The sequence below is a fragment of the Tunturibacter psychrotolerans genome (assembly GCF_040359615.1).
Classification (GTDB): Bacteria; Acidobacteriota; Terriglobia; order Terriglobales; family Acidobacteriaceae; genus Edaphobacter; species Edaphobacter psychrotolerans.
Genome location: NZ_CP132942.1, coordinates 1,281,033 through 1,300,229 on the forward strand (window position 1 = coordinate 1,281,033; position 19,197 = coordinate 1,300,229).

Genomic DNA, 19,197 nt, shown 5'->3' on the forward strand with positions numbered 1-19,197 from the left:
CAATATCTAAAATACCTATTGCGATCCCATACGTAGCTATGTGAGTATGTATTGGATGGCAATAGGAGAGCGGCGTGGGCAGTAAGACGGACATTTGGCAAGGCACCTTGGCGTTGATGGCACTTAAGACTCTGGAATCAATGGGATCGCTTCATGGCTATGGCATCGCCCGGCGTATAGAGCAAACGAGCGGCGATCTTTTGTCGTTGAACTATGGAACTCTCTATCCTGCACTGCTGAAGTTGGAGCAGGAGGGAGCCATAGTCTCTGAATGGGGCGTATCGGAGAATAACCGACGGGCAAAGTTCTACAAGCTGAGTCGCTTCGGCAAGAAGCAGTTGGAGAGAGAAACCCAGGATTGGGAGCAGACGACTGCGATCCTCGCGCGCTTTTTCGCTCCCAGGCAGGAGGCTTGATGCGAAGCTTGCGTGCGCTTTGGATTCGGATCTGCGGAACTTTCGGCAACAAACGAGAAGCTATGGAGCTGGACGAGGAACTTGAAAGTCATCTCCTGATGCATATTGAAGACAACGTCCGTTCGGGGATGCCCGAAGCTGAGGCGCGACGACATGCGTTGATTCACCTCGGCGGTCTGGAACAAACCAGAGAGGCCTATCGCGAGCGACAGGGGCTTCCTGGCCTGGAGACGTTGTGTCAGGACGTTCGGTTCGGACTCCGAATGCTACTGAAGAGTCGAGGATTTACTGTTGTGGCCGTGCTCACGCTAGGGCTTGGCATCGGTGCAAATACCGCTCTGTTTTCTGTCCTCAATGCAGTTCTTCTGAACCCGCTTCCTTATCCTCATGCGGAGGAGCTAATAACAGTTCATGCGGCTAAGCAGAACTTCAATGAAGGCTCAATCTCCTATCTGAATTTTCGCGATTGGCAGCGGGATAACAAGGCTCTGGCTGCGCTCGCCGTCTCGCGAGGCACTGGATACATCCTGACTGGAACAGGGGCTTCGGAAGAGGTGCGAGGAGAACTCGTTTCTTCGGATTTTTTTCCTCTCCTTGGGGTGAAGCCTGTAGAGGGGCGGTTATTCGCCTCCCATGAGGATGAGATTGGCGAGGAGCCCGTAGCGATGATCAGCTCGGGGTTCTGGAAGCGGAAATTCGGAGCGCGACCCGATGTAATCGGAAAGCCTCTCACGCTCGATGGACACGACTACACGGTCGTCGGCGTGCTGCCTGCGACCTTCAATCTTGCGATCAGCAACTTTCGCGCGAGTGATATTTATGTGCCAATTGGTCAATTTCAAAATCCCGCTCTAAATGATCGTAGCGCGGGGTTGGGGATTCACGGTATCGCCCGACTCCGGCCTGGAGTGACGCTCAAGCAGGCACAGGCAGATATGGAAAGAGTCTCTCGAAATCTTGAGACGACGTTCCCGGCAGATGATCAAGGAATTCACGCCAGGCTCGTGCCGTTCAAGGAATCGTTGGTGCGCGATGCCCGTCCACTTCTGTTGGTGCTGATGGGTGCAGTCGGCTTTGTGCTTCTGATTGCGTGTATCAATGTTGCGAATTTGCTACTGGCGAGGGCGAATGCCCGCACGCAGGAGTTTGCAGTGCGGTCAGCTTTGGGAGCCAGTCGTGCTCGTTTGCTGCGGCAGTTGCTGACTGAAAGTCTGACTCTGTCTGTGCTCGGTGGCGTATTAGGCCTAACGTTGGCTGCGTTGGGAACGCGCATCATCGTCAAGATGTTGCCGCCGGACCTGCCGCGAGCGACTGGGATTCATATCGACTCGTTAGTACTTTGCTTCACCACCCTCATCTCGCTTGCGTCAGGAATCTTCTTCGGCTTTGCTCCCGCACTGAAAATGTTCAAGCGAGATGTCCAGAGCACCCTGAGATCGGGAGGCCGTAGCATCGGCAGTGCGAACAATCGCACGCAGGATTCGTTGGTCGTCTTTCAGATGGCTTTGGCACTGGTCTTGTTGATCGGTGCGGGGTTGATGATTCGAAGCATGGTCAAGCTATCGAACGTTGATCCGGGTTTCCACTCAAAAGGTGTACTGACGTTCGGTCTGGAAGCGCCTCCGGCGATGAGTGGCGCAGGCCCCGATGCGATCAGAGCCTATCTACGCGAGGCGCAACGAAAAATCGCGATGGCTCCCGATATTGATGCGGTCTGCTTTTCATGGGCCGCCCTGCCGATGATGTCAGACGACGAGCAATCATTCTGGCTCGACGGAGAACCTAAGCCCGGCAACCAAAATGCTATGCGATCGTCGATACGCTATCTGGTCGGAGCAGACTATCTGCGAGTCATGGGCATTCCACTGCTCAAGGGAAGATTCCTGTCGGAGACCGATGATGACCACGCGCCGCGAGTGATTGTGACCGATGAAGTATTTGCTAAGAAGTTCTTCGGCGATGCTGACCCGATTGGCAAACGTATCCATCTGGACCAGTTTGACGATGCAGCGATGGTCATAGGTGTCGTCGGGCATGTGAACCAATGGGGGCTTGATAATGACGCGGTTAATCCGTTGCGCGCTGAGACTTATCAATCTCTGATGCAGTTGCCGGAGCAACAGTTGAGTCTGGTCGCCTTTGGCATGGACGCGCTCGCTCGTTCAAAGTCTGGAGCTGTGCCGAGCTTCAAGAGTATCGAGAGTTCGGTAACTAAAATGAATCACGAGCAAGTAGTCTATAACCCCGAGGCGATGGATGACGTTGTCTCGGAGACGCTCTCGTCTCGGCGTTTTGCCATGATACTGCTGGCCGTGTTTGCCTGCACCGCACTAGTTCTAGCCAGCATTGGAATGTATGGCGTCATCTCTTATATCGTGGGGCAACGCGCCCGCGACATAGGGATACGGATGGCGTTGGGCGCGAACCGTGGAGAGGTGCTCAGGTGGGTGCTAAGGCGTGGCAGCAGGCTTGCGTTGATCGGTGCCGGCTGTGGGTTGTTAGCTGCGCTGGTTCTAAGTCAAGCAATCGCTGGCTCGTCGTTGGTCTATGGCGTGCGGGCCTATGATCCATGGACGTTCATTGGGGTGACTGCGTTGATGATGGCAGTCGCTCTATCCTCATGCTATCTTCCGGCGCGACGGGCAACACGCATAGATCCGATGAAAGCGCTGCGTACAGAGTAACTATGACATCTTCCACTGGACACTATGAGCAACCGCCAGAAAGCCCCGGGCGCTACTGATCGCGCCTAATTCCTGGGACACCGGTTAGCACTTGATTGAATTCGCGAACAAGTTCGCGAGAGTCTGGGGCTACAGCCGGTAAGGACTGCAGGTGTCTGCATTGTAAATGCCCGGCTCGAGATTAGCGCGTGGTCGTTCCAAGCCATTGAATCTGAGGCGCGCGTCTCGCTGATTCCAAACTCATTTTGACCGATGTTCGTAGATCACGCAGCTCTGCCGCTGGCTAACCGCCCGGTGGGCTTCGGGTTTCCGTGTGCCTTTTGGCGCGATGACGCAGGCCGCAGGCACAGGTGTTGTGCTTCGGAAGGCCGGAAAAAGACATGAAAGCAAGGAGAGATTATGAAGTGGACAAAGCATACCCGCAACGGTCTGAAGTCATAGGCGAGGAATAAAAAGGCGAGCGGCGGGGCGATGTTCCGGGGGACACGAGGATGGCTTGCTGCAGGCACTCTGGCAGCGTACGCCGTGGTGGGTAGCGGTAGACAGACTTTGGCAGCCGTGAAGGAGACGGCGCTAACGGGAGCCTCCGGCGGGGATGCAACGCTTCCTCTCAAACGCTTCGACATCCCGGCAGGCCCACTGGATGCGGCCCTCAAGGCCTACGAGAAGACGACTGGTCTGACAGTAAATATAGTGCTGCCGTCTGGAACTGTTGCCGGATTCAACTCTAATGGGGTAACCGGGCTCTACCGTGAGGATGAGGCTTTGCGTCAGCTGCTCGATGGCACAGGGCTAAACTATCGCGTGGAAGACGCAACAACAATGGTAGTCGGGGTGCAGGCGAAGGACACTGTGTCCGTGGAGGCTCTGGCGATTGACTCAGTTTCGATGGCGAAGTTTACAGAGCCGCTGCTCGACACCCCGCAAAGTATCGATGTTGTTCCCCAGTTTGTATTGCAAGATCAAGGAGTGTCCACGCTGCGGGATGCGCTGCGAAACGTTCCAGGAATCAGCTTAGCGGCTGGTGAAGCAGGAGCACAGGGTGACAATCTGACAATCCGAGGCTTCACGGCGCGCAACGACATCTTCCTGGATGGTATACGGGACTTCGGAAGCTACTACCGCGACTCGTTTAATTACGAACAGGTTGACGCACTTGAGGGACCGGCAGGAATCCAGTTCGGTCGCGGGTCGACAGGCGGAGTCATCAGCCAGGAGAGCAAGGTCCCGGAGATGAGGCAGTTTGTGAATGTACAGGCTCAGTTCGGCACAGAATTGACGCGAAGGATCACAGCAGACGTCAATGAGCCTGTGGATGATGTAGTGGGTGGAACAGCCTTCCGGACGAACATAATGGCGCAGGAAGGAGGCGTTGCAGGCCGTCCGAATGCGGAGATAAGGCGCTTTGGGATAGCTCCGTCAGTCTCGATCGGCCTGGATACCAAAACCCACGCGACCCTGAGTTATTTGCACCTCACCGAGAACGACACTCCGGACTACGGACTGCCATGGTTTAACAATTCGGTAGCGTCAGGATCGATCCGTCATAATTACTACGGATTTCCCGAAGAGAACTATCTGAAGACAAACGACGATATTATGACGCTGAGAGCCGATCACGAGTTCTCGCCGGAAGTGAATCTGCGTACGCTCGCCCGAGCGGCAAATTATCCTCGTAGCGCGCAGATTACCGAACCGCAGATCTGCTCGAATGCCCCGGCAAGTGTGCGGGTGGCGGCATCGTAGCTAACCTGCCGACCTCTGCTGTAAATACTGCGCTCCCCTGTGCGTATACAGCCGGGACTGATCCCAGCACCATGGTCGCGAACCGGAACCAGATCCAGGTAAAGAGTGTGGAGGGTGATCTCTGGGATCAGACTGAGATAGTGGCTAGATTCAAAACCTTCGGCGTGAGGCACGCACCTGCAGCCGGAGTCGAAGGTGGCCAGGAGATTTCAAATCCGATCAGAACCAGTTACACAATTAGTAAGATCAACACGGTGCCCTCGGCGAATCTGTTGGACCCGAATGTAGATCAGCCATTCGGCTGGGACGGGTTATATCACTTCGATCGTTCACACCAAGTCGAGAGCGTTGGGCTCTACTTCGTGGACACCTTGAAGCTGGGCAGACTGTTTGAACTAAGCGGCGGCGTGCGTTGGGACCGCTTCGATACTGGATACAACCTCTACCAGCCGACTCCGCCGGCGGGAGGGACCGTAACCGCTCCAGTCGCTCCGATCAGCAGAATAGATGAGCAACCGACCTATCGAGCAGCCCTGGTCTTCAAGCCTTCGAGCCATGGCAGCGTGTACTTCGACTATGGAACTAGCTTCAACCCGGCGGCAGAATCTTTGAGTTTGAGCATCGGATTGGCAAATGGCTCAGCCGCACCCGAAGAGAATGAATCCTATGAAACGAGCGCCTGCTTCTGGAAGGATCGTGGTTCCGCACAGAGAAAGATAATGCACGAGAGACCGACCCGACGAACTCTAACAACATCGTGGCGGCTGGAAACCAGTTCGTGAAAGGAGTCCAATTCAGCGTAGTGGGACGCTTGCCGCAGGGAATGGACGTAGTTTCGGGCTACGCATACCTGGATAGTGACGTCATCTTTTCGAAGTTCTTTCCCGCGTCGGTGGGATATCAGCTGGCTAATGTGCCCAAGCAGACATTCAATCTCTTCGTGACACACCGGTTGGCCTGGCGGCTAAATGCAGGTCTGGGGGGAATTATGTGGCAAGCAGAACAGCGAGTTCGACCGTACCCTATGTACCGACAGGATACGCCGTGAATCCAAACGGACCAGGCTTCGTCGTGACGAGTGTGGCGATGAAACAGGTACCGGGTTATTGGGTGTTCAACGCGATGGTCAAACGACCCTGACAGACAGACTGGAACTGCAGGCAAACGTATATAACGTGCTAAACCGCTACTACATCGATCTGCCGCATCCGAGCCACCTGGTTCCGGGAGCTGGTGCGAGCGCACTGATCGGTATGAACTTCCGGTTCTAACAAAGGACGTTTAGCGATTTTCCCGGCGTTTCGACCGGGCAAATCTTATTTGTAACCTTAGGAGTACTTTAATGTTGATTACGATTGCAGATGTTCTAAGTGTGGTTGAAGTTGCAGAATCACGTGCACTGCTCGATCCGGCGCAATGGGTGGACGGCAAGGTCACCGCTGGCTGCCAAGCCCAAAGCGTAAAAGAGAATCTTCAATTGCCCGAGGGACATCCGGTGGCGGTGAAGCTGGGAGAGATGGTGCTGGCAGCACTAGCGCGGTCACCGTTGTTTATGACGGCTGCACTGCCGTTGCGTGTATTTCCACCGATGTTCAATCGTTACACAGGGGGCGGACACTTCGGAACGCATGTGGATACTGCGATCCGTGCCAACTCCAACACGGGACAGAGGATTAGAACAGACGTCTCCGCGACTCTATTTCTATCGGCCCCTGAGGAGTATGAAGGCGGAGAACTATTGGTCGAAGATACCTATGGAATGCATAGTGTGAAGCTACCGGCTGGGCAGATGGTGTTGTATCCGGCGACAAGTCTGCATCGAGTGAATCCGGTTACGCGGGCGCACGGGTGGCTTCATTCTTCTGGATACAAAGCATAATTCGCAACGATGCGGATCGCACCTTACTGTACGACCTGGATACAACAATCCAGCGGCTGGCTAAAGAGGCTCCCGAAAATACTGCTGGAATCCAGTTGACTGGGGTATATCACAACCTGCTGCGGCGCTGGGCGGAGATGTAAGAGCATGTCAGACGCTTGCTTCGATCAAAGGATTCTTAGTACGAACAGTTCCATCCCAGGATGCTCTGCACCGCGGACAGCCTTCCAGGGCCGGCCGTGAGCCCAACCCACGCTTGGCTCGCTTCTATTGCGCCCGGAATATCGATGGAGAAGGTCTTCGTCACCCTCGCCTGGGTGACCGTATCCATCAGCTTTAAAGCTGGCGCGACCCCGTCATTCTCCACCCAACGCCCCAAGATCGGACACTTGACCGCACGTACTCTCGATCTTTGCCCGGTTATGTGTGCCGATAACCCGTTCTGCGGACAACTCCTGTTAGGGGATCATCACTGCTCTAAATTTGGTTGGCCGCGTCAGCGCATTTTTATTCTTACAAATTACCGCTTCTCTGCGGGAAATCTTTATCAACGTGTCCCTGTCAGACATTTTGTTTGCTCATCTCGCCGGCGAGATATTCGGAAGCGCGCATCGAGAGCGCCAGGATGGTCATCGTTGGATTTTGCCAACCGGCACTCACAAAGCTCGCTCCATCGACAACGAACAGATTCTTATGATCGTGGCTCTGGCACCACTTATTTAGCACACTCTTCTTGGGATCATCGCCCATACGGCAAGTTCCGACTTCATGAATACTATAGCCCGGAGGATTGGGAACATCATTCTTCGAGAGCCCTTCGAATCCAGCCGCGTCCGCCACAGCACAACCAACTTCCACGGCGTCTTTCGCCATATTGAATTCGTTGTCGGTATACCTGGTCTGGATGTTAAGCACAGGAATATTCCATGCGTCCACCTTCTCCTTGTCGATGCGGACGTGGTTTTCGTAGCGCCCGAGCACCTCTCCCATCACGGTGACGTGGAAGGCGCTCCCGTTGTATTCGTGCAACTTCTGCTGCAACTCCGCGCCATATGCCGCAAAATTTCGCGGTTCGATCGCACCCATGCGGCTGGTTACATTCAACGCGTAGCCGCGCAGGAACTTGTCATACTTCGTCGTAATGTTCCGAAAGCGCGGCACAATTGCCCCGCCACCCATCAACTGTTCTGTTGCGTTACCATTGCGCGCCTCAGGCACTGAGCAGGTGACCCCTGGCCCGTAGATCTGGTCCATCAGATAGTGACCTATCATGCCGCTCGAGTTGCCGAGGTTGGAGTTCAACAGTAGGCGCGTGCTCTCAAGCGTCCCCGCGGCCAATACCACCACGCGGGCCTTCACATGCATCTCTCGCCGGGACAGCCGATCGACGAAGAGGCATCCATCCGGCTGGCCGGTGTTCTTATCGACCGTAATCTGTCGCACCACTGCATTGGCAATTGAAGTCAACTTGCCGGTTCGCTCCGCATCCGGCAGCAGAAGATTCACCGAACTCGCCAGGCCATCGCGGCCCAGCGCGCGGCGCTGCTTGCAGACTGCCATGTTGTATGGCTGTGAAGCCGTGATAAACCGCCGCATCGACTCCGACCACACCTCGTTGACGGGAACGAAGTTACCATTCGGCATCTGCGGCGGACCGTCCTGCGCGCCCTCCACCTGGAAGATCTCTTCCACTCGTGAATAATAAGGCGCCAGATCCGAGAGGCTGATGGGCCAGTCTTCGCCGAACCCATCATGCGATTTACCTTTGAACTCGTAGTCGCTCAAACGGAACGACTGCCGCGACCAGAACAGCGATCGGCCTCCGAACAGACGGACCCGCACCCAGTTATACGGAGTGGAAGGATCGAAGGTATACGGAACCTCCTCCTCATCCACCCAAACGTTTGCGTTGAACTCGCTGGCCTGGAAGACGTGCTCGAGACGCCCTGGTGGTTTGAAGCCGCGATAGGGAAGCTCGTACGCCGGTTTGCGTTGCGCGTCTCTGGCTACATCGGCTACCGGGCCCGCGTTTAACATCAGGCAGTGGATGCCCTTTTCGGTCAAAATCTTCGCAGCCATTCCACCGGCATGGCCCGACCCAATAATCAGTACATCGTAGGTTGTCTCTGTCATTATCTGTGGGGAGTCGCTCACTTCTAGCGTGGGTAGGATGGGATGGTATGTGGGGCCTTAGGAACAGCCATCACGTGCGGTGGTAGATGCGTGGAGGTCGCGCCCAGGCCTGCCATGTCCGGCTCGATCGGAGACCAGTAGAGTCCGCCCGTTACCCGGTCCTGCCCAGCGGCCACGCCGGCATCGTCCCAGGCCTTCGAGTTCATCGTCGCAATTCGGATGTCTTCGTGCGCAATGTTGATGAAGTCAGCGTGCTGTTCGTTCGGGGGATGATCCGTCATCCAGGTGCGCAGCCAGGGCTTGACGACCGCATCTGCCTGAGTTGCGTTTAACTGAGCGAACGGCAGCTTATATTTGGTCTTTGCTTCTGCGTCGAGCCAATCCAGACCGCCGCTATATACCTTCTTGCGCGCCGCGGGCGAACTGCCGATCAGAAAGTCGAGGAACAAGGGTGTCCCTGCCTGGAGCGCGCTTGGCTTGCCATCGAGCGATGGCAGCAGTAAATCGCAGAGTCGCGTAAACGTCGCAAGTTGGGTCGAGGTAAAAAAACTCGCCTCTGTCTCCGCAATACCCTCGGCCGCTTCAGTAACAGGCAAAGGCGTCTTAGGATTTAGTCCCAGTGTCCATGGCACGGGAGCCGGCGGAGGCGGGGCGGGACTTGCTGTCTGCTGGGCAAGGAGTGCCTTTGGTAGTAGTCCTACCGACACGACAGCGCGCACAAAGTCACGACGCAACATAGACTCTCCTTCTGCTGGAGAAAGATTACACGCCACCCACTTCAATCGTCCAACGCGAGCAGCGACGGGTTGCCGATATGCACAACGGTATTAACCCGACAGGGAAGGGTTCCAACAATCGAAGGCGAATTCAGAAGCGTTGATCACTAAAATCCGAATGCGCGCAATCTCCGCTCGTCCTGAAGAACAGAACAAGCGACATTCGCGAGCATCAGGTGAGCACGTCGGCATCAGACTCCAGAGCAGCAGCAAGGAGCGCCTCTTTAACTGAGGCGACTTGAACACGCACCGGAACATCCGTACCAACCATCTGCTGAAGCTCTGCGATGCGCCGTCTCGCCTCCTGCGAATCGGCAGAATGGATCTCTTTCGCAAGTCGAGATGAATCGTCAGGTCCGTATCTCTGGCTTGGACCGCCTGAATAATCGAGAGATTGCTGTGCGTTTGTACCGCCATTTGGCTGGCATAACGAAGCTCCAAAGACCTGGGAGCGATTGTCTCAGCATGCCGGCTCGTCAAATACCGGATAGTCCGCATCGTTAATCACCTTGGCAGTTGTTGAGCCAAGCAGCATCTCCCGGAATTTGCCGTGTGGGCATGATGATGAGATCGAATCTATCTTCTCTCGCGACTCGAGCGATCTCGGTCGCTGCATCCTGCGAAATCAGAATTCTGGGACACTCCGCCATCGGGAACTCTCCCGTCAGGAAAAAATTGAAGCTCTCCCGGCAAATGCTCAGATGCTCCTCTAAAACCTCGGTGATCCGTCTCACGTAAAAGTTGCAAGCCGTTGCAGCCGCCGGGATCGGCAGTATGAATGAGTGAAATCCTCGCGCCAAGCAATGCCGCTGCTCTCTTCACGTAAGTAGCCATCGAAACGCAGGAGTGCGAGAAATCCGCTGGATAGAGGATGTTTGCGATTGAAGACATATGTACCACTCTTTGGAAGATCTTGAAATGCTGCTCTGTGACACGTTCTTTGGAAGTACGAGTTGCAAGGTGAGTTCAAATCAGGAGACTTAAACGACTTGATGCTCATTCACCCCCGCTTCCGAGTTAGCCACCTACTCAGCTTGGGACTAGTCCTGATGTCCTCTTGAGGCGATTCCGTGCTTTCATCTAATGTAAGCAGTAAATTAGGTTGTGCCATTCCGTGTTTAGGAGTGCCACATACAGGGCACGCCTCGGCTTTCAAAGTGATCTCTGATCCACAGCATCCGCAAAAAGCAGCCACGCTATCTCATCTCCACAATTACCACGTCTGTTTGGATGAACGCAGCAAGTGCAAAGATTCGAGCGGAGTCATTCCGCAGAATCCCCGGGGAAATCGTTGAATTTTATCGACTCTTCCTTTACTCGCTGCAGGCGCCTCCTCGTAGTGACTGGGCGATTGATCTGTTCAACGCGCGTGTGTGAATGAGCAGAATTATCTATTCTTAGATGCGGCCTCTCTTCGTCGCAAGAGGCCGCAATCACATCGTCAGCACAACGCGAAACTCTGCGTCACCGCTCATCATGCGGTCATAGGCTTCAGCGGCCTTCTCCAGAGGATAGGTTTCGACCATGGCGCGGACACCGCGTAGTTCGGCGAAGCGGAGTGTGTCATCCGAATCTGCCGGCGTTACCCCTCCCCACCCTTCAATTGTCTTGCTACCCCTGATGATTTGAACCGGAGACACCTCCATCGGATCGGAGGTTACGCCGATCAGCAGAAGCTTGCCGTTCGGACCCAAACCTCCAATCAGTTCGGTCATTGCCTTGGAGTCTGGTGCTGTCGCGACAATGACTTTCGCACCGCCCAGCTTTTGTAGTTCCTCGGCAGCGTTCTTCACTTTGCTGTCGATATACACATCGGCACCGAGTTTCATTGCCAACGATTCGATTTGAGAGCCGCGCCCGATTGCAGCCACCTTGTAGCCAAACTTGTTGGCAAATTGAATTCCGAGGTGGCCGAGTCCACCGATCCCCTGCACCGCGACAAGGTCGCCTGGCAGTGCGCCCGCATGCCGCAGGGAGTCGAAGGTGGCAACTCCAGCGCAAAGCAACGGCGCCGCTTCGACATCGTCGAGACTGTCCGGGATTGAAACCAATGCTTCGACCGGCGCCAACATATACTCCTGATAGCCGCCGTCATAACTGAGACCGGGATTCTTCTCATTGCGGCAGTTTCTAAAATCTCCCCGCCGACACTCGGGGCAGGTGCCGCAATGGCCGCCATGCCAGCCAACGCCAACACGCTGACCTGTTCGCCATTCAGTCACTCCGGTCCCGAGCGCATCCACTACGCCGGCCACTTCATGCCCCGGAACGCGCGGATAGGCGATTCCTGGCCGACGGCCTTCGACGACGATTGAGTCGCTGTAGCACACACCACACGCCTGAACTTTGATTCGCACCTGTCCTGGGCCTGGCTCGGGGATCGGCAACTCAACGATCGTGAGTCTAGCTCCAGCCGCGGTAGCCTGGGCGGCTTTCATTGTTGCTACTGTGGCTGTCATAGATTCTCCTATTTCTTGTTTGTCCGATTTTCAGGGTTCGTAAAATCGTGGCGGTCTTCTTATGATTGCTAATTGACTATTCAGTCAGTCAATAATAAAGATGCTTTAACGTCGACAAAGACCCACATTTTTAGCGGGTCGGGGCGGTGGCTTTTTTCACAAATGCGATCACTTCTGCGGTGTGTCTGGCCAACGACTGTTTGCTCAAGGAATTACGGCTTCTGCCTGGAATATGAGAGATGTTGTTAGCAGCACAAAAATAGAAGCCGCACAGGCCAATGATGTTGATGGCGCCATGTCCGGGGTCCATTTGCCTGAACTCTCCCGACGCAATCCCGTTCTTCAGCAAGACTTCGACCTGGCTATAGAGCGAAGGCATTCCCAACTTGCGGACGTGCTCACCCCCGCCTTGAATGCTCTCCAAGATAAAGATAACGGGCGACAAGGGGTGCTCCGTCCATGTGGCGAGCAATCTCTCGACAAAGGTCAGCAAAGCGTCCGTGGCGCTGAGGTTTTGATCGAGAGACTCATCGAGCGCTTCGCTGACTGGCTGGTAGGCCTGCACCAGAACCGCCTCATAGAGCCCTTCTTTGCTCTTGAAATAGTGAAAGATCAGACCCTTTACTACATTTGCCCGCGCCGCAATACTCTCAGTGCGCGCTGCGGCAAAACCATTTGCGGCAAACTCAATCTCGGCTGCTGCCAGAATGGCTGGTATGGTCACGTCTCTGTCTCGTTTTTGGGTACGAGGGGGCACTTTTACGATAGGTTTGATGGATTTCATGTTTGTTTCCGTATGAACTATACGGATAACTGACTATCTGGTCAATTGAGCTGGTATCATTGAGGAAGTGTCTGCCCCGAGTTCCAGAGCACGTGACGGTCCCGACGCTGCTGATGAGCAGCCGCTCTGGCATCAGCGCCCCGCTCAAACAGTGGACGTTCGATGCGGGCGGGGGCTCCGGCAGCGTTGTAATCCATTTGAAAAGCGCGTAGTGTTCCTGATGAATGCCGGACCCTGCAGTTGCAGGAAGGCATGTCGCTCCATAGATTCCTGGCCCACTATTTGCTCCTGCGGTCTGTTAATAAGGTATCGATCAATACCTTCGTCCAATACATCCTAGTTCCTTCTTCTGGCTTAATCGCAGCTGTGTGTGTTTGGATCTGAACCACTCGCATTAGTCGATTCCTGATCAATAAAGCCCCGCATTCAAATTGCTCATTGCACGAGAAAAGGAGTTGCGTGACGCCATTCGATATGTTCGGGCAAGAACGGTGGACCTGCCCACGCGGATCGCGGACAGCGGTCCTTAGCCTCAGGGTTGTAGGGTGGTACTCTTCGTTTAGTAAGGGGTTGCATGTGCGGTCCTAGCAGGCATCTCGATGGAGCACCAGGCATAGCGAACTTGTACAAGCCGTGGGGCGAGCGAATGATGGAAAGTTTCTCGATATGAGATCGGGTTATCAAGCCAAAGACACTCAGCCGGGCGCAACCGTCTTAAAGCTGCTCGCGGCTACAGTGACGATGATATCGTTTCTGTCGATTGGTGCATTCGGTCAAAAGCCTCCGACTACGCCGAATCAGCCGTGGCTTCCCGACCATCACACGTTGGAGCGCCACTCAACTGCAGTTCCTGTTCATGAAGCGGCATTGGATGATGCCCACGTCTACAGTCTGGGTGAACTAATCGACATTGCTGAGTCGAACAGTCCCGCGACACAAGCGGCGTGGAATCGAGCCAAGGTGACAGCCGCTACCGTTGGGATTGCGAAGAGCGAACTGTATCCGACAATTATTGCGATAGCGGCTGGAAGAACCTATGTCAACGCACAGCTCTACAGTATGACCTGGGCTGTACAGGACATCGGCTACTTCGATACCGCTGTTCATCTGGCCTATACCCTCGTGGACTTCGGTGCGCGTCGAACAGAGATTACGGCGGCTCAAGCGCGGCTCGTTGCTACAAACCTTTCATTCAACAATGAACATCTGGTCCTTATCCGGCAAGTCAGTCAATCGTATTTCGGTTTGCTCGAAGCGAAAGGGCTGCGGGAAGCGGCGGAGGTCTCCCTCAACGACGCCAAGACGTCAGAGGCCGCGGCCCAAGAACGACGTAATAACGGACTCGCTACAGTGCCGGAAGTGCTGGAGGCTAAGGCCGCGACCGCAAGAGCAAACTACCAATTGCAGAGTGCGCTTGGGGCTGAGCAAGTGGAAATCGGAGATCTGGCCACGGCAATTACCGCCAGCCCACTGAAACCACTGAAAGTGGAAGCGCTGGATCAGCTGAGAATTCCAGACAAGCTGGACCAATCAGTTCAACACGCCGTAGAAATGGCGTTCACGGCTCGGCCCGACCTGCAAGCTGACGAAGCGCACGTAAGCGCCGCGCATGCTGAGGTGAAGCATGCTACCTCGGCTTACTACCCATCGCTAACATTTGAAGGTTCAAAAGGCTGGCTTCGTGCCTTCGGAGAGCAACAAGGATCGCCCGGCTTCTATGCCCAGGCCCCCGTCTATGACGCCACGCTCGAGTTGAAATGGACGGTATTTGACGGACTCCTTCGGGAGAATCGGATAGCGGAGGCGAAGGCAGAAGAGAAGGTAGCGACTGATGAGGTTCACAACCGTCAGGACGAAATTACAAATCAAGTGTGGACATCCTACTCAAATGCGGCGACAGCCCTGCAACAAAGGCAGGCGGCGACGGCCTTACTAACTGCTGCTCAGGAGTCCTATTCAGCGGCGTTGGAGTCGTACAAAGAAGGTGTCCGCAATTTCCTTGATGTGCTGGCGGCGGAAGATGCCTTGGCACAGGCCCGCGCTATCGACGTTACGGCTCGCACCCAAGTGCTCAGGACCTTCACCGATCTTGACTTCCGGACAGGGGATCTGCTGGCAAATCATCCGAAGGGTAACAATCCATGAGCCCTAATCACCAGCATCTTTGGCGCCCGACGAACAAACGTCAGAGCTGGATAAGCTTTGCAATCAGCCCGCTCTTGCTGGCAACTGTCGGGTGCTCGGGATCACCAGAGTTCAACATCCTGGGATCGTACTTTCCGTCATGGCTTGTATGTCTCGCAATTGCGATTGCGTTGACGTTTTTGGCTCACGTGTACGCCACCAAGAAAAAACTTACGGAGCAACTTTGGCCATTACCAATTGTCTACTCGGCGCTCCTTTGTCTTTTCAGTTGCACGCTATGGCTGATTTTGTTCCGGTAGAGAGGAAAACATCTTGCAGATAACGAACTCACAATCGGCGATATTGCGCAAAGGATCGATCATTAGCGCGTGCATCGTCGCGGGTGCCCTTGTCTCCGCAGGTTTAGTAGTCCGCGAGGTGGTGTTGTATCCGCGTACTGACGATGCGGAAGTGACAGCGAACTTCATCGGCATCGCTCCCGTGGTTGAAGGCCCAGTGATGGAGTTGCCAATTCATGACAACGAATTCATCAAAAAGGGGACTCTCCTCTACAAAATTGATGATCGGCCTTACCTCTATGCCTTGCAGAGTGCACTCGCTGCCCAGGCGGCACTGGAGGGCGAGATCGAGAATGAATCCCGTCGAATTTCATCCCAGGTCAACGGGATCGACGTGGCGCATGCGGGCGAGCAGAGCGCACTGGCGAACGAGACAAGAGCGACTGATGAAATTGAAATTGCGAAAGCTGCAGTTGCGCGATCGGAAGCTGCGCTAAAACAGGCGCAGGCTGACGAAAACTACGCCACAGCAAATTTTCATCGCATCCAGCCTCTTTTGGCCAAGGGCTTCGTCACGGAGGACGATGTTCACAAGGCGCGCTCGACATCCGAGGCGAAGGCGGCAGCGGTGGAACAGGCGCAGTCTCAGTTGCTATTGGCGAAAGCGAGTTTGCTCTCTGCTTCCGCTCAAAAACAGCAAGCCGTCGCAGAGATTTCACAAAGCCAGGCTCAGGTCAAAGAATCGGCACACTCTGTTCTGGTTCTAGCACCCTTGCTTGCGCAGCGTGAGAGCCGCGCTTCGGCAGTTCGGCTGGCTCAATACAATTATGAGCAATGCAGCGTGCTGGCGCCATTCGATGCCCGCGTTACAAACCTCACGATATCCGAAGGCGAATACGCCAAGGTGGGCAAGCAATTGTTCACCCTTATTGACAATAGAAATTGGTGGGTGCTCGCGAATTTCAGAGAAACGCAAATCGGACATGTTCAACCCGGAACGCTGGTAGACGTCTTTATCATGTCCGATAGAACTACAAAATATCGCGGCGTTGTCGAAAGCGCGAGCTTTGGTGTGACTCCTGACCCGGATGTCGTGGGAAAGCTTTCAGAGGGTTTGCCGGAGGTGCAGCGAACACTAAATTGGGTGCGTCTAGCGTCGCGATATCCGGTACGCATCAAAATTGTCGATCCGCCCCCGGGGATATTTCGTGTTGGTCAGGTCGCAATCGTCGTGATGCGACCTCCCCATCGTCAGGGTTGAGGTCAGTCATGCCAATATACGGGGAATACAAACCGCCAGTCTGGAAGCCCGTCGAGATGCTGCGCGCCGAGCTGGCGTGGCATCCGGGGCGGACTGCGCTGGTGGGAAGAATCGTACTGGCGTGTACGAGTGTGATGTTGCTCGCGTTCATCTTTCGGATTCCTGGTGCGGCATTGGGCGCCGGTTTCCCGATATTGATCTCGCGCGAAAGTCCCAAGGCGGCGAGGAAATCCGCGTTTAACATTGGCTTGGCGTGCTCAATCGCAACTGCGGCAGTAATTCTGGGAGGAGTACTGACGAGCGGCTCTCCATTTCTTCATGTGATCTGGGTGATTGCAATTCTCTTCGTTGCATTTTTTGCAATCAGTAGCTTGAACTTTATAAATCCGTCCCTCACCGCCAGCGTTACAATCGCGGTTGCGATTCAAGTATGGGACTTGCCAGTCCGTACGGAAGTACGCGTTGAGCGTACGCTCTACACATTGCTTGCGATTCTGATAGCGTGTGCAATCACTGCGCTGATTGAGAGCTTATTCGCGAAAAAGCAATCGCCTGACGCAATTCTGGACGGAATCAATCATCGCTTAGGTTTGATTGAGACACTATTGAGTCAAGCGCAAACGGAAGAGTTTCCTCCCTCGGCGTTGAGGATCCAACTCAGTCGCTCTGCTGCCAAAGGTATGGACGATCTGTCGGAGTTACTCGCGCACTCTCCCTATGAACCGGGCTTTCGCGATTTGCTCGCTACTGTGATCGCCCTCACTAGACAACTGGTAGAGCTCGGGTCGAATCTCTCCGAATCCGACCGAATCTTATCCATTGATGACCGGGAGCGTTGTCTAGCGATTGCGCGGAACCTATCTGCTATTCGGTATTGCCTCTTATGCAAAAGCATTACGAACTGGATCGATCTACCACTGGCAAATCGCACCGTGAATCCAATATTGGTAGAAATTGAACGCACAGTGGATCTGATTGCTCAGAGTTTTTCTGATGAAAACCTTGCGGTCCACCGGCTCCTACCTGCAGCGGAACCAACAGTGTCGATAGGTGCATTTGCTGTTGATGCTCTTCGAAACAAGGAGCATTACAGATTTGCGGTGCGCGGCACTCTCTCCGCTCTACTCTGCTATGTGTTCTATATGAGCACGGGCTGGATGGGTTTGGGCGCGTCGATCATAACGTGTACTCTTACGGCTCGTCGATTTACTGGTGCCAGCCGCCATCGACAAAGTCTCCGATTTGCCGGGTTCATTGTGGGAGCTGGCGTCATTGGACTAGGAACTGAGGCATTGATTCTTCCTCAAATAAACAGTCTCATGCAATACGCTTTTCTCTTCGCGTCGGTCGTTGCAGTTGGGTCATGGGTAGCGACCTCCGGCCCGCGGATTGCATACGCTGGGTTTCAGATTGTGCTGGCCTACAACCTAGTCAACCTCAATAGGTTCACGATCAATACCTCCCTCGTGCCCTCTCGCGACGCGCTTCTGGGTATCATGCTGGGCGTTGTAGCAATGTGGCTTGTGTTTGATCATCTCTGGGCAGAGAACTCCAGCGCATCTGTCCGTGGCTTGCTCCTGGGCACGCTGCGGAACCTGGCGGACTTCAAGGCGGTCGCGGCGGAGACTCCTCAAGAGGCTAATCAACGGTTGGCCGCGGCGAGTTCCAGGATCAACCGCGATTTCGACAAACTGCGGGATCTGGCGGATATGTACGCTTTTGAGTCTTTCCCCAAAAAGCCGTACGAAAGCCTTGTGAACCGTAGCATTCGGACGCTCTCGCCAGAATTGCGAGCTTTTCTATTCGTGAAGACTGGACTTCTGCAGCACAGAAATCTGACAGCGAAGGAACCAGACGCGTTTGTTCGAGAAGTGGAAGAGCAAGCTTCCAGTGTGCTCCGCAGTTTAGCCAATGCGATCGAAGGGGAAGTGGCTGAACAGCTCTCGTCGTGGAATTTGCATGCTGAAGAACTCCGTGCCCGCGTGCAAATTGAAGAAGAGAAATCGACGGACGGGAAGGATCGACAGAAGAACATCGAGATGCGGTTGTGTGGGTCCTTGTTGAGCCTGACGTCTCATCTTGAATGGCGAGCTCGATTGAATTTTGCGCTAGAAGCTGGAGATCAGGAGGTGGTTGGAAACTGGCCTATCGGGACAATCGTCAAGAGGGAGGAGGGCGCTCGCGGTGACTGAAGACCTCTCGAACAAGATTTTGAAACGCGAGAACGGCATTCGAGATGTTCTAGACATGGCATTTGGCGCTGCCGGCCACGTCAATTTTGGAAGAGAATGATTCATATGGCCGGGCTTAAAGGCACATACAGACTCTCGCCAATGGCAACGCAGTTGCGCTACTGCTGGACAGTTAGTCCCGCGGCGAGACGATGACTTCTAAAGACGGAGTCGAGTCCGCGTACTTTCAGAAGAAACTCCAGCGGTGGCAACTCAGCCACAGATCTCGACATGAAACTTATTTAGTAGTTCACGAACTGCTTTATCCAAGAGAAGATACCCACCAGCTGCCTCCAGCGCCTCTGCACTCGTAGCTCCGATAAGAATGACACGGCCAGCCCTTTCGAAGTTGGGCATAATCGCAATTCGCACATGGTTGAAGTTCAGGTTGCCATCCATATGCGT

At 54.6% G+C, this 19,197-nt stretch carries 15 protein-coding genes and 1 pseudogene; 10 read left to right on the top strand and 6 right to left on the bottom strand.

Going from position 1 to position 19,197, the window contains the following annotated elements:
- Positions 1 to 74: 74 nt before the first annotated feature.
- The 6 genes and pseudogenes from RBB77_RS05290 to RBB77_RS23695 all read left to right on the top strand — a co-directional run bounded on the left by RBB77_RS05290 (position 75) and on the right by RBB77_RS23695 (position 6,868).
- Entirely contained in the window at positions 75 to 416 is a 342-nt protein-coding gene (locus RBB77_RS05290) for a PadR family transcriptional regulator (RefSeq protein WP_353065291.1), read from the top strand.
- On the top strand, positions 416 to 3,100 hold the full coding sequence (locus RBB77_RS05295; protein WP_353065293.1) for an ABC transporter permease: 2,685 nt from the start codon (positions 416 to 418) through the stop codon (positions 3,098 to 3,100). Before RBB77_RS05290 ends, RBB77_RS05295 begins: the two co-directional genes overlap by 1 nt.
- A 471-nt stretch (positions 3,101 to 3,571) precedes the next feature.
- Positions 3,572 to 4,846: a TonB-dependent receptor plug domain-containing protein gene (locus RBB77_RS05300; RefSeq protein WP_353065295.1), complete on the top strand. Its 1,275-nt coding sequence runs from the start codon at positions 3,572 to 3,574 to the stop codon at positions 4,844 to 4,846.
- A 71-nt stretch (positions 4,847 to 4,917) separates the two neighbouring features.
- Positions 4,918 to 5,894: pseudogene (locus RBB77_RS05305) on the top strand (TonB-dependent receptor).
- A gap of 294 nt (positions 5,895 to 6,188) precedes the next feature.
- Positions 6,189 to 6,725 carry a Fe2+-dependent dioxygenase gene (locus RBB77_RS05310; protein WP_434557101.1) on the top strand — a complete coding sequence of 179 codons (537 nt, stop codon included), beginning with the start codon at positions 6,189 to 6,191 and terminating at the stop codon, positions 6,723 to 6,725.
- The gene (locus RBB77_RS23695; RefSeq protein ID WP_434557102.1) at positions 6,695 to 6,868 is read left to right on the top strand and encodes a hypothetical protein; all 174 of its coding nucleotides are present in this window, start codon (positions 6,695 to 6,697) and stop codon (positions 6,866 to 6,868) included. Before RBB77_RS05310 ends, RBB77_RS23695 begins: the two co-directional genes overlap by 31 nt.
- A gap of 35 nt (positions 6,869 to 6,903) precedes the next feature.
- Here RBB77_RS23695 and RBB77_RS05315 read toward each other — a convergent pair whose 3' ends face one another.
- The 5 genes from RBB77_RS05315 to RBB77_RS05335 form a co-directional block, all read right to left on the bottom strand.
- On the bottom strand, positions 6,904 to 7,092 hold the full coding sequence (locus tag RBB77_RS05315; protein WP_353065297.1) for a hypothetical protein: 189 nt from the start codon (positions 7,090 to 7,092) through the stop codon (positions 6,904 to 6,906).
- Between the two features lie 194 nt (positions 7,093 to 7,286).
- Entirely contained in the window at positions 7,287 to 8,858 is a 1,572-nt protein-coding gene (locus RBB77_RS05320; protein WP_353065299.1) for a GMC family oxidoreductase, read from the bottom strand.
- A gap of 23 nt (positions 8,859 to 8,881) precedes the next feature.
- A complete protein-coding gene (locus RBB77_RS05325) occupies positions 8,882 to 9,595 on the bottom strand; it encodes a gluconate 2-dehydrogenase subunit 3 family protein (protein ID WP_353065301.1) in 714 nt (237 codons plus the stop codon).
- A gap of 1,472 nt (positions 9,596 to 11,067) precedes the next feature.
- Entirely contained in the window at positions 11,068 to 12,093 is a 1,026-nt protein-coding gene (locus tag RBB77_RS05330; RefSeq protein ID WP_353065303.1) for an alcohol dehydrogenase, read from the bottom strand.
- 130 nt (positions 12,094 to 12,223) lie between these two features.
- Complete coding sequence (locus tag RBB77_RS05335; protein WP_353065305.1) at positions 12,224 to 12,817, bottom strand: TetR/AcrR family transcriptional regulator; 594 nt, start codon at positions 12,815 to 12,817, stop codon at positions 12,224 to 12,226.
- Positions 12,818 to 13,543: 726 nt separating this feature from the next.
- Between RBB77_RS05335 and RBB77_RS05340 the strand changes: the two genes are divergently transcribed.
- The 4 genes from RBB77_RS05340 (at position 13,544) to RBB77_RS23700 (ending at position 18,753) form a co-directional block, all read left to right on the top strand.
- Positions 13,544 to 15,022: a TolC family protein gene (locus tag RBB77_RS05340; protein WP_353065307.1), complete on the top strand. Its 1,479-nt coding sequence runs from the start codon at positions 13,544 to 13,546 to the stop codon at positions 15,020 to 15,022.
- The gene (locus tag RBB77_RS05345; RefSeq protein WP_353065309.1) at positions 15,019 to 15,321 is read left to right on the top strand and encodes a YtcA family lipoprotein; all 303 of its coding nucleotides are present in this window, start codon (positions 15,019 to 15,021) and stop codon (positions 15,319 to 15,321) included. The genes RBB77_RS05340 and RBB77_RS05345 overlap by 4 nt, the downstream gene beginning before the upstream one ends.
- Before the next feature lie 13 nt (positions 15,322 to 15,334).
- Entirely contained in the window at positions 15,335 to 16,561 is a 1,227-nt protein-coding gene (locus tag RBB77_RS05350; protein WP_353065311.1) for an HlyD family efflux transporter periplasmic adaptor subunit, read from the top strand.
- Between the two features lie 1,412 nt (positions 16,562 to 17,973).
- Entirely contained in the window at positions 17,974 to 18,753 is a 780-nt protein-coding gene (locus RBB77_RS23700) for a hypothetical protein (RefSeq protein ID WP_434557103.1), read from the top strand.
- 252 nt (positions 18,754 to 19,005) lie between these two features.
- On the opposite strand, the gene RBB77_RS05360 is transcribed toward RBB77_RS23700, so the two are convergent.
- On the bottom strand, positions 19,006 to 19,191 hold the full coding sequence (locus tag RBB77_RS05360) for a hypothetical protein (protein ID WP_353065313.1): 186 nt from the start codon (positions 19,189 to 19,191) through the stop codon (positions 19,006 to 19,008).
- Positions 19,192 to 19,197 lie beyond the last annotated feature (6 nt).

Bases quoted from the DNA above. Each gene is read 5' to 3' on its own strand.
- RBB77_RS05330 (WP_353065303.1), bottom strand. From the start codon at position 12,093: ATGACAGCCACAGTAGCAACAATGAAAGCCGCCCAGGCTACCGCGGCT.
- RBB77_RS05310 (WP_434557101.1), top strand. From the start codon at position 6,189: ATGTTGATTACGATTGCAGATGTTCTAAGTGTGGTTGAAGTTGCAGAA.
- RBB77_RS05295 (WP_353065293.1), top strand. From the start codon at position 416: ATGCGAAGCTTGCGTGCGCTTTGGATTCGGATCTGCGGAACTTTCGGC.
- RBB77_RS05340 (WP_353065307.1), top strand. From the start codon at position 13,544: ATGAGATCGGGTTATCAAGCCAAAGACACTCAGCCGGGCGCAACCGTC.
- RBB77_RS05360 (WP_353065313.1), bottom strand. From the start codon at position 19,191: ATGGATGGCAACCTGAACTTCAACCATGTGCGAATTGCGATTATGCCC.
- RBB77_RS05345 (WP_353065309.1), top strand. From the start codon at position 15,019: ATGAGCCCTAATCACCAGCATCTTTGGCGCCCGACGAACAAACGTCAG.
- RBB77_RS05320 (WP_353065299.1), bottom strand. From the start codon at position 8,858: ATGACAGAGACAACCTACGATGTACTGATTATTGGGTCGGGCCATGCC.
- RBB77_RS05325 (WP_353065301.1), bottom strand. From the start codon at position 9,595: ATGTTGCGTCGTGACTTTGTGCGCGCTGTCGTGTCGGTAGGACTACTA.
- RBB77_RS05300 (WP_353065295.1), top strand. From the start codon at position 3,572: ATGTTCCGGGGGACACGAGGATGGCTTGCTGCAGGCACTCTGGCAGCG.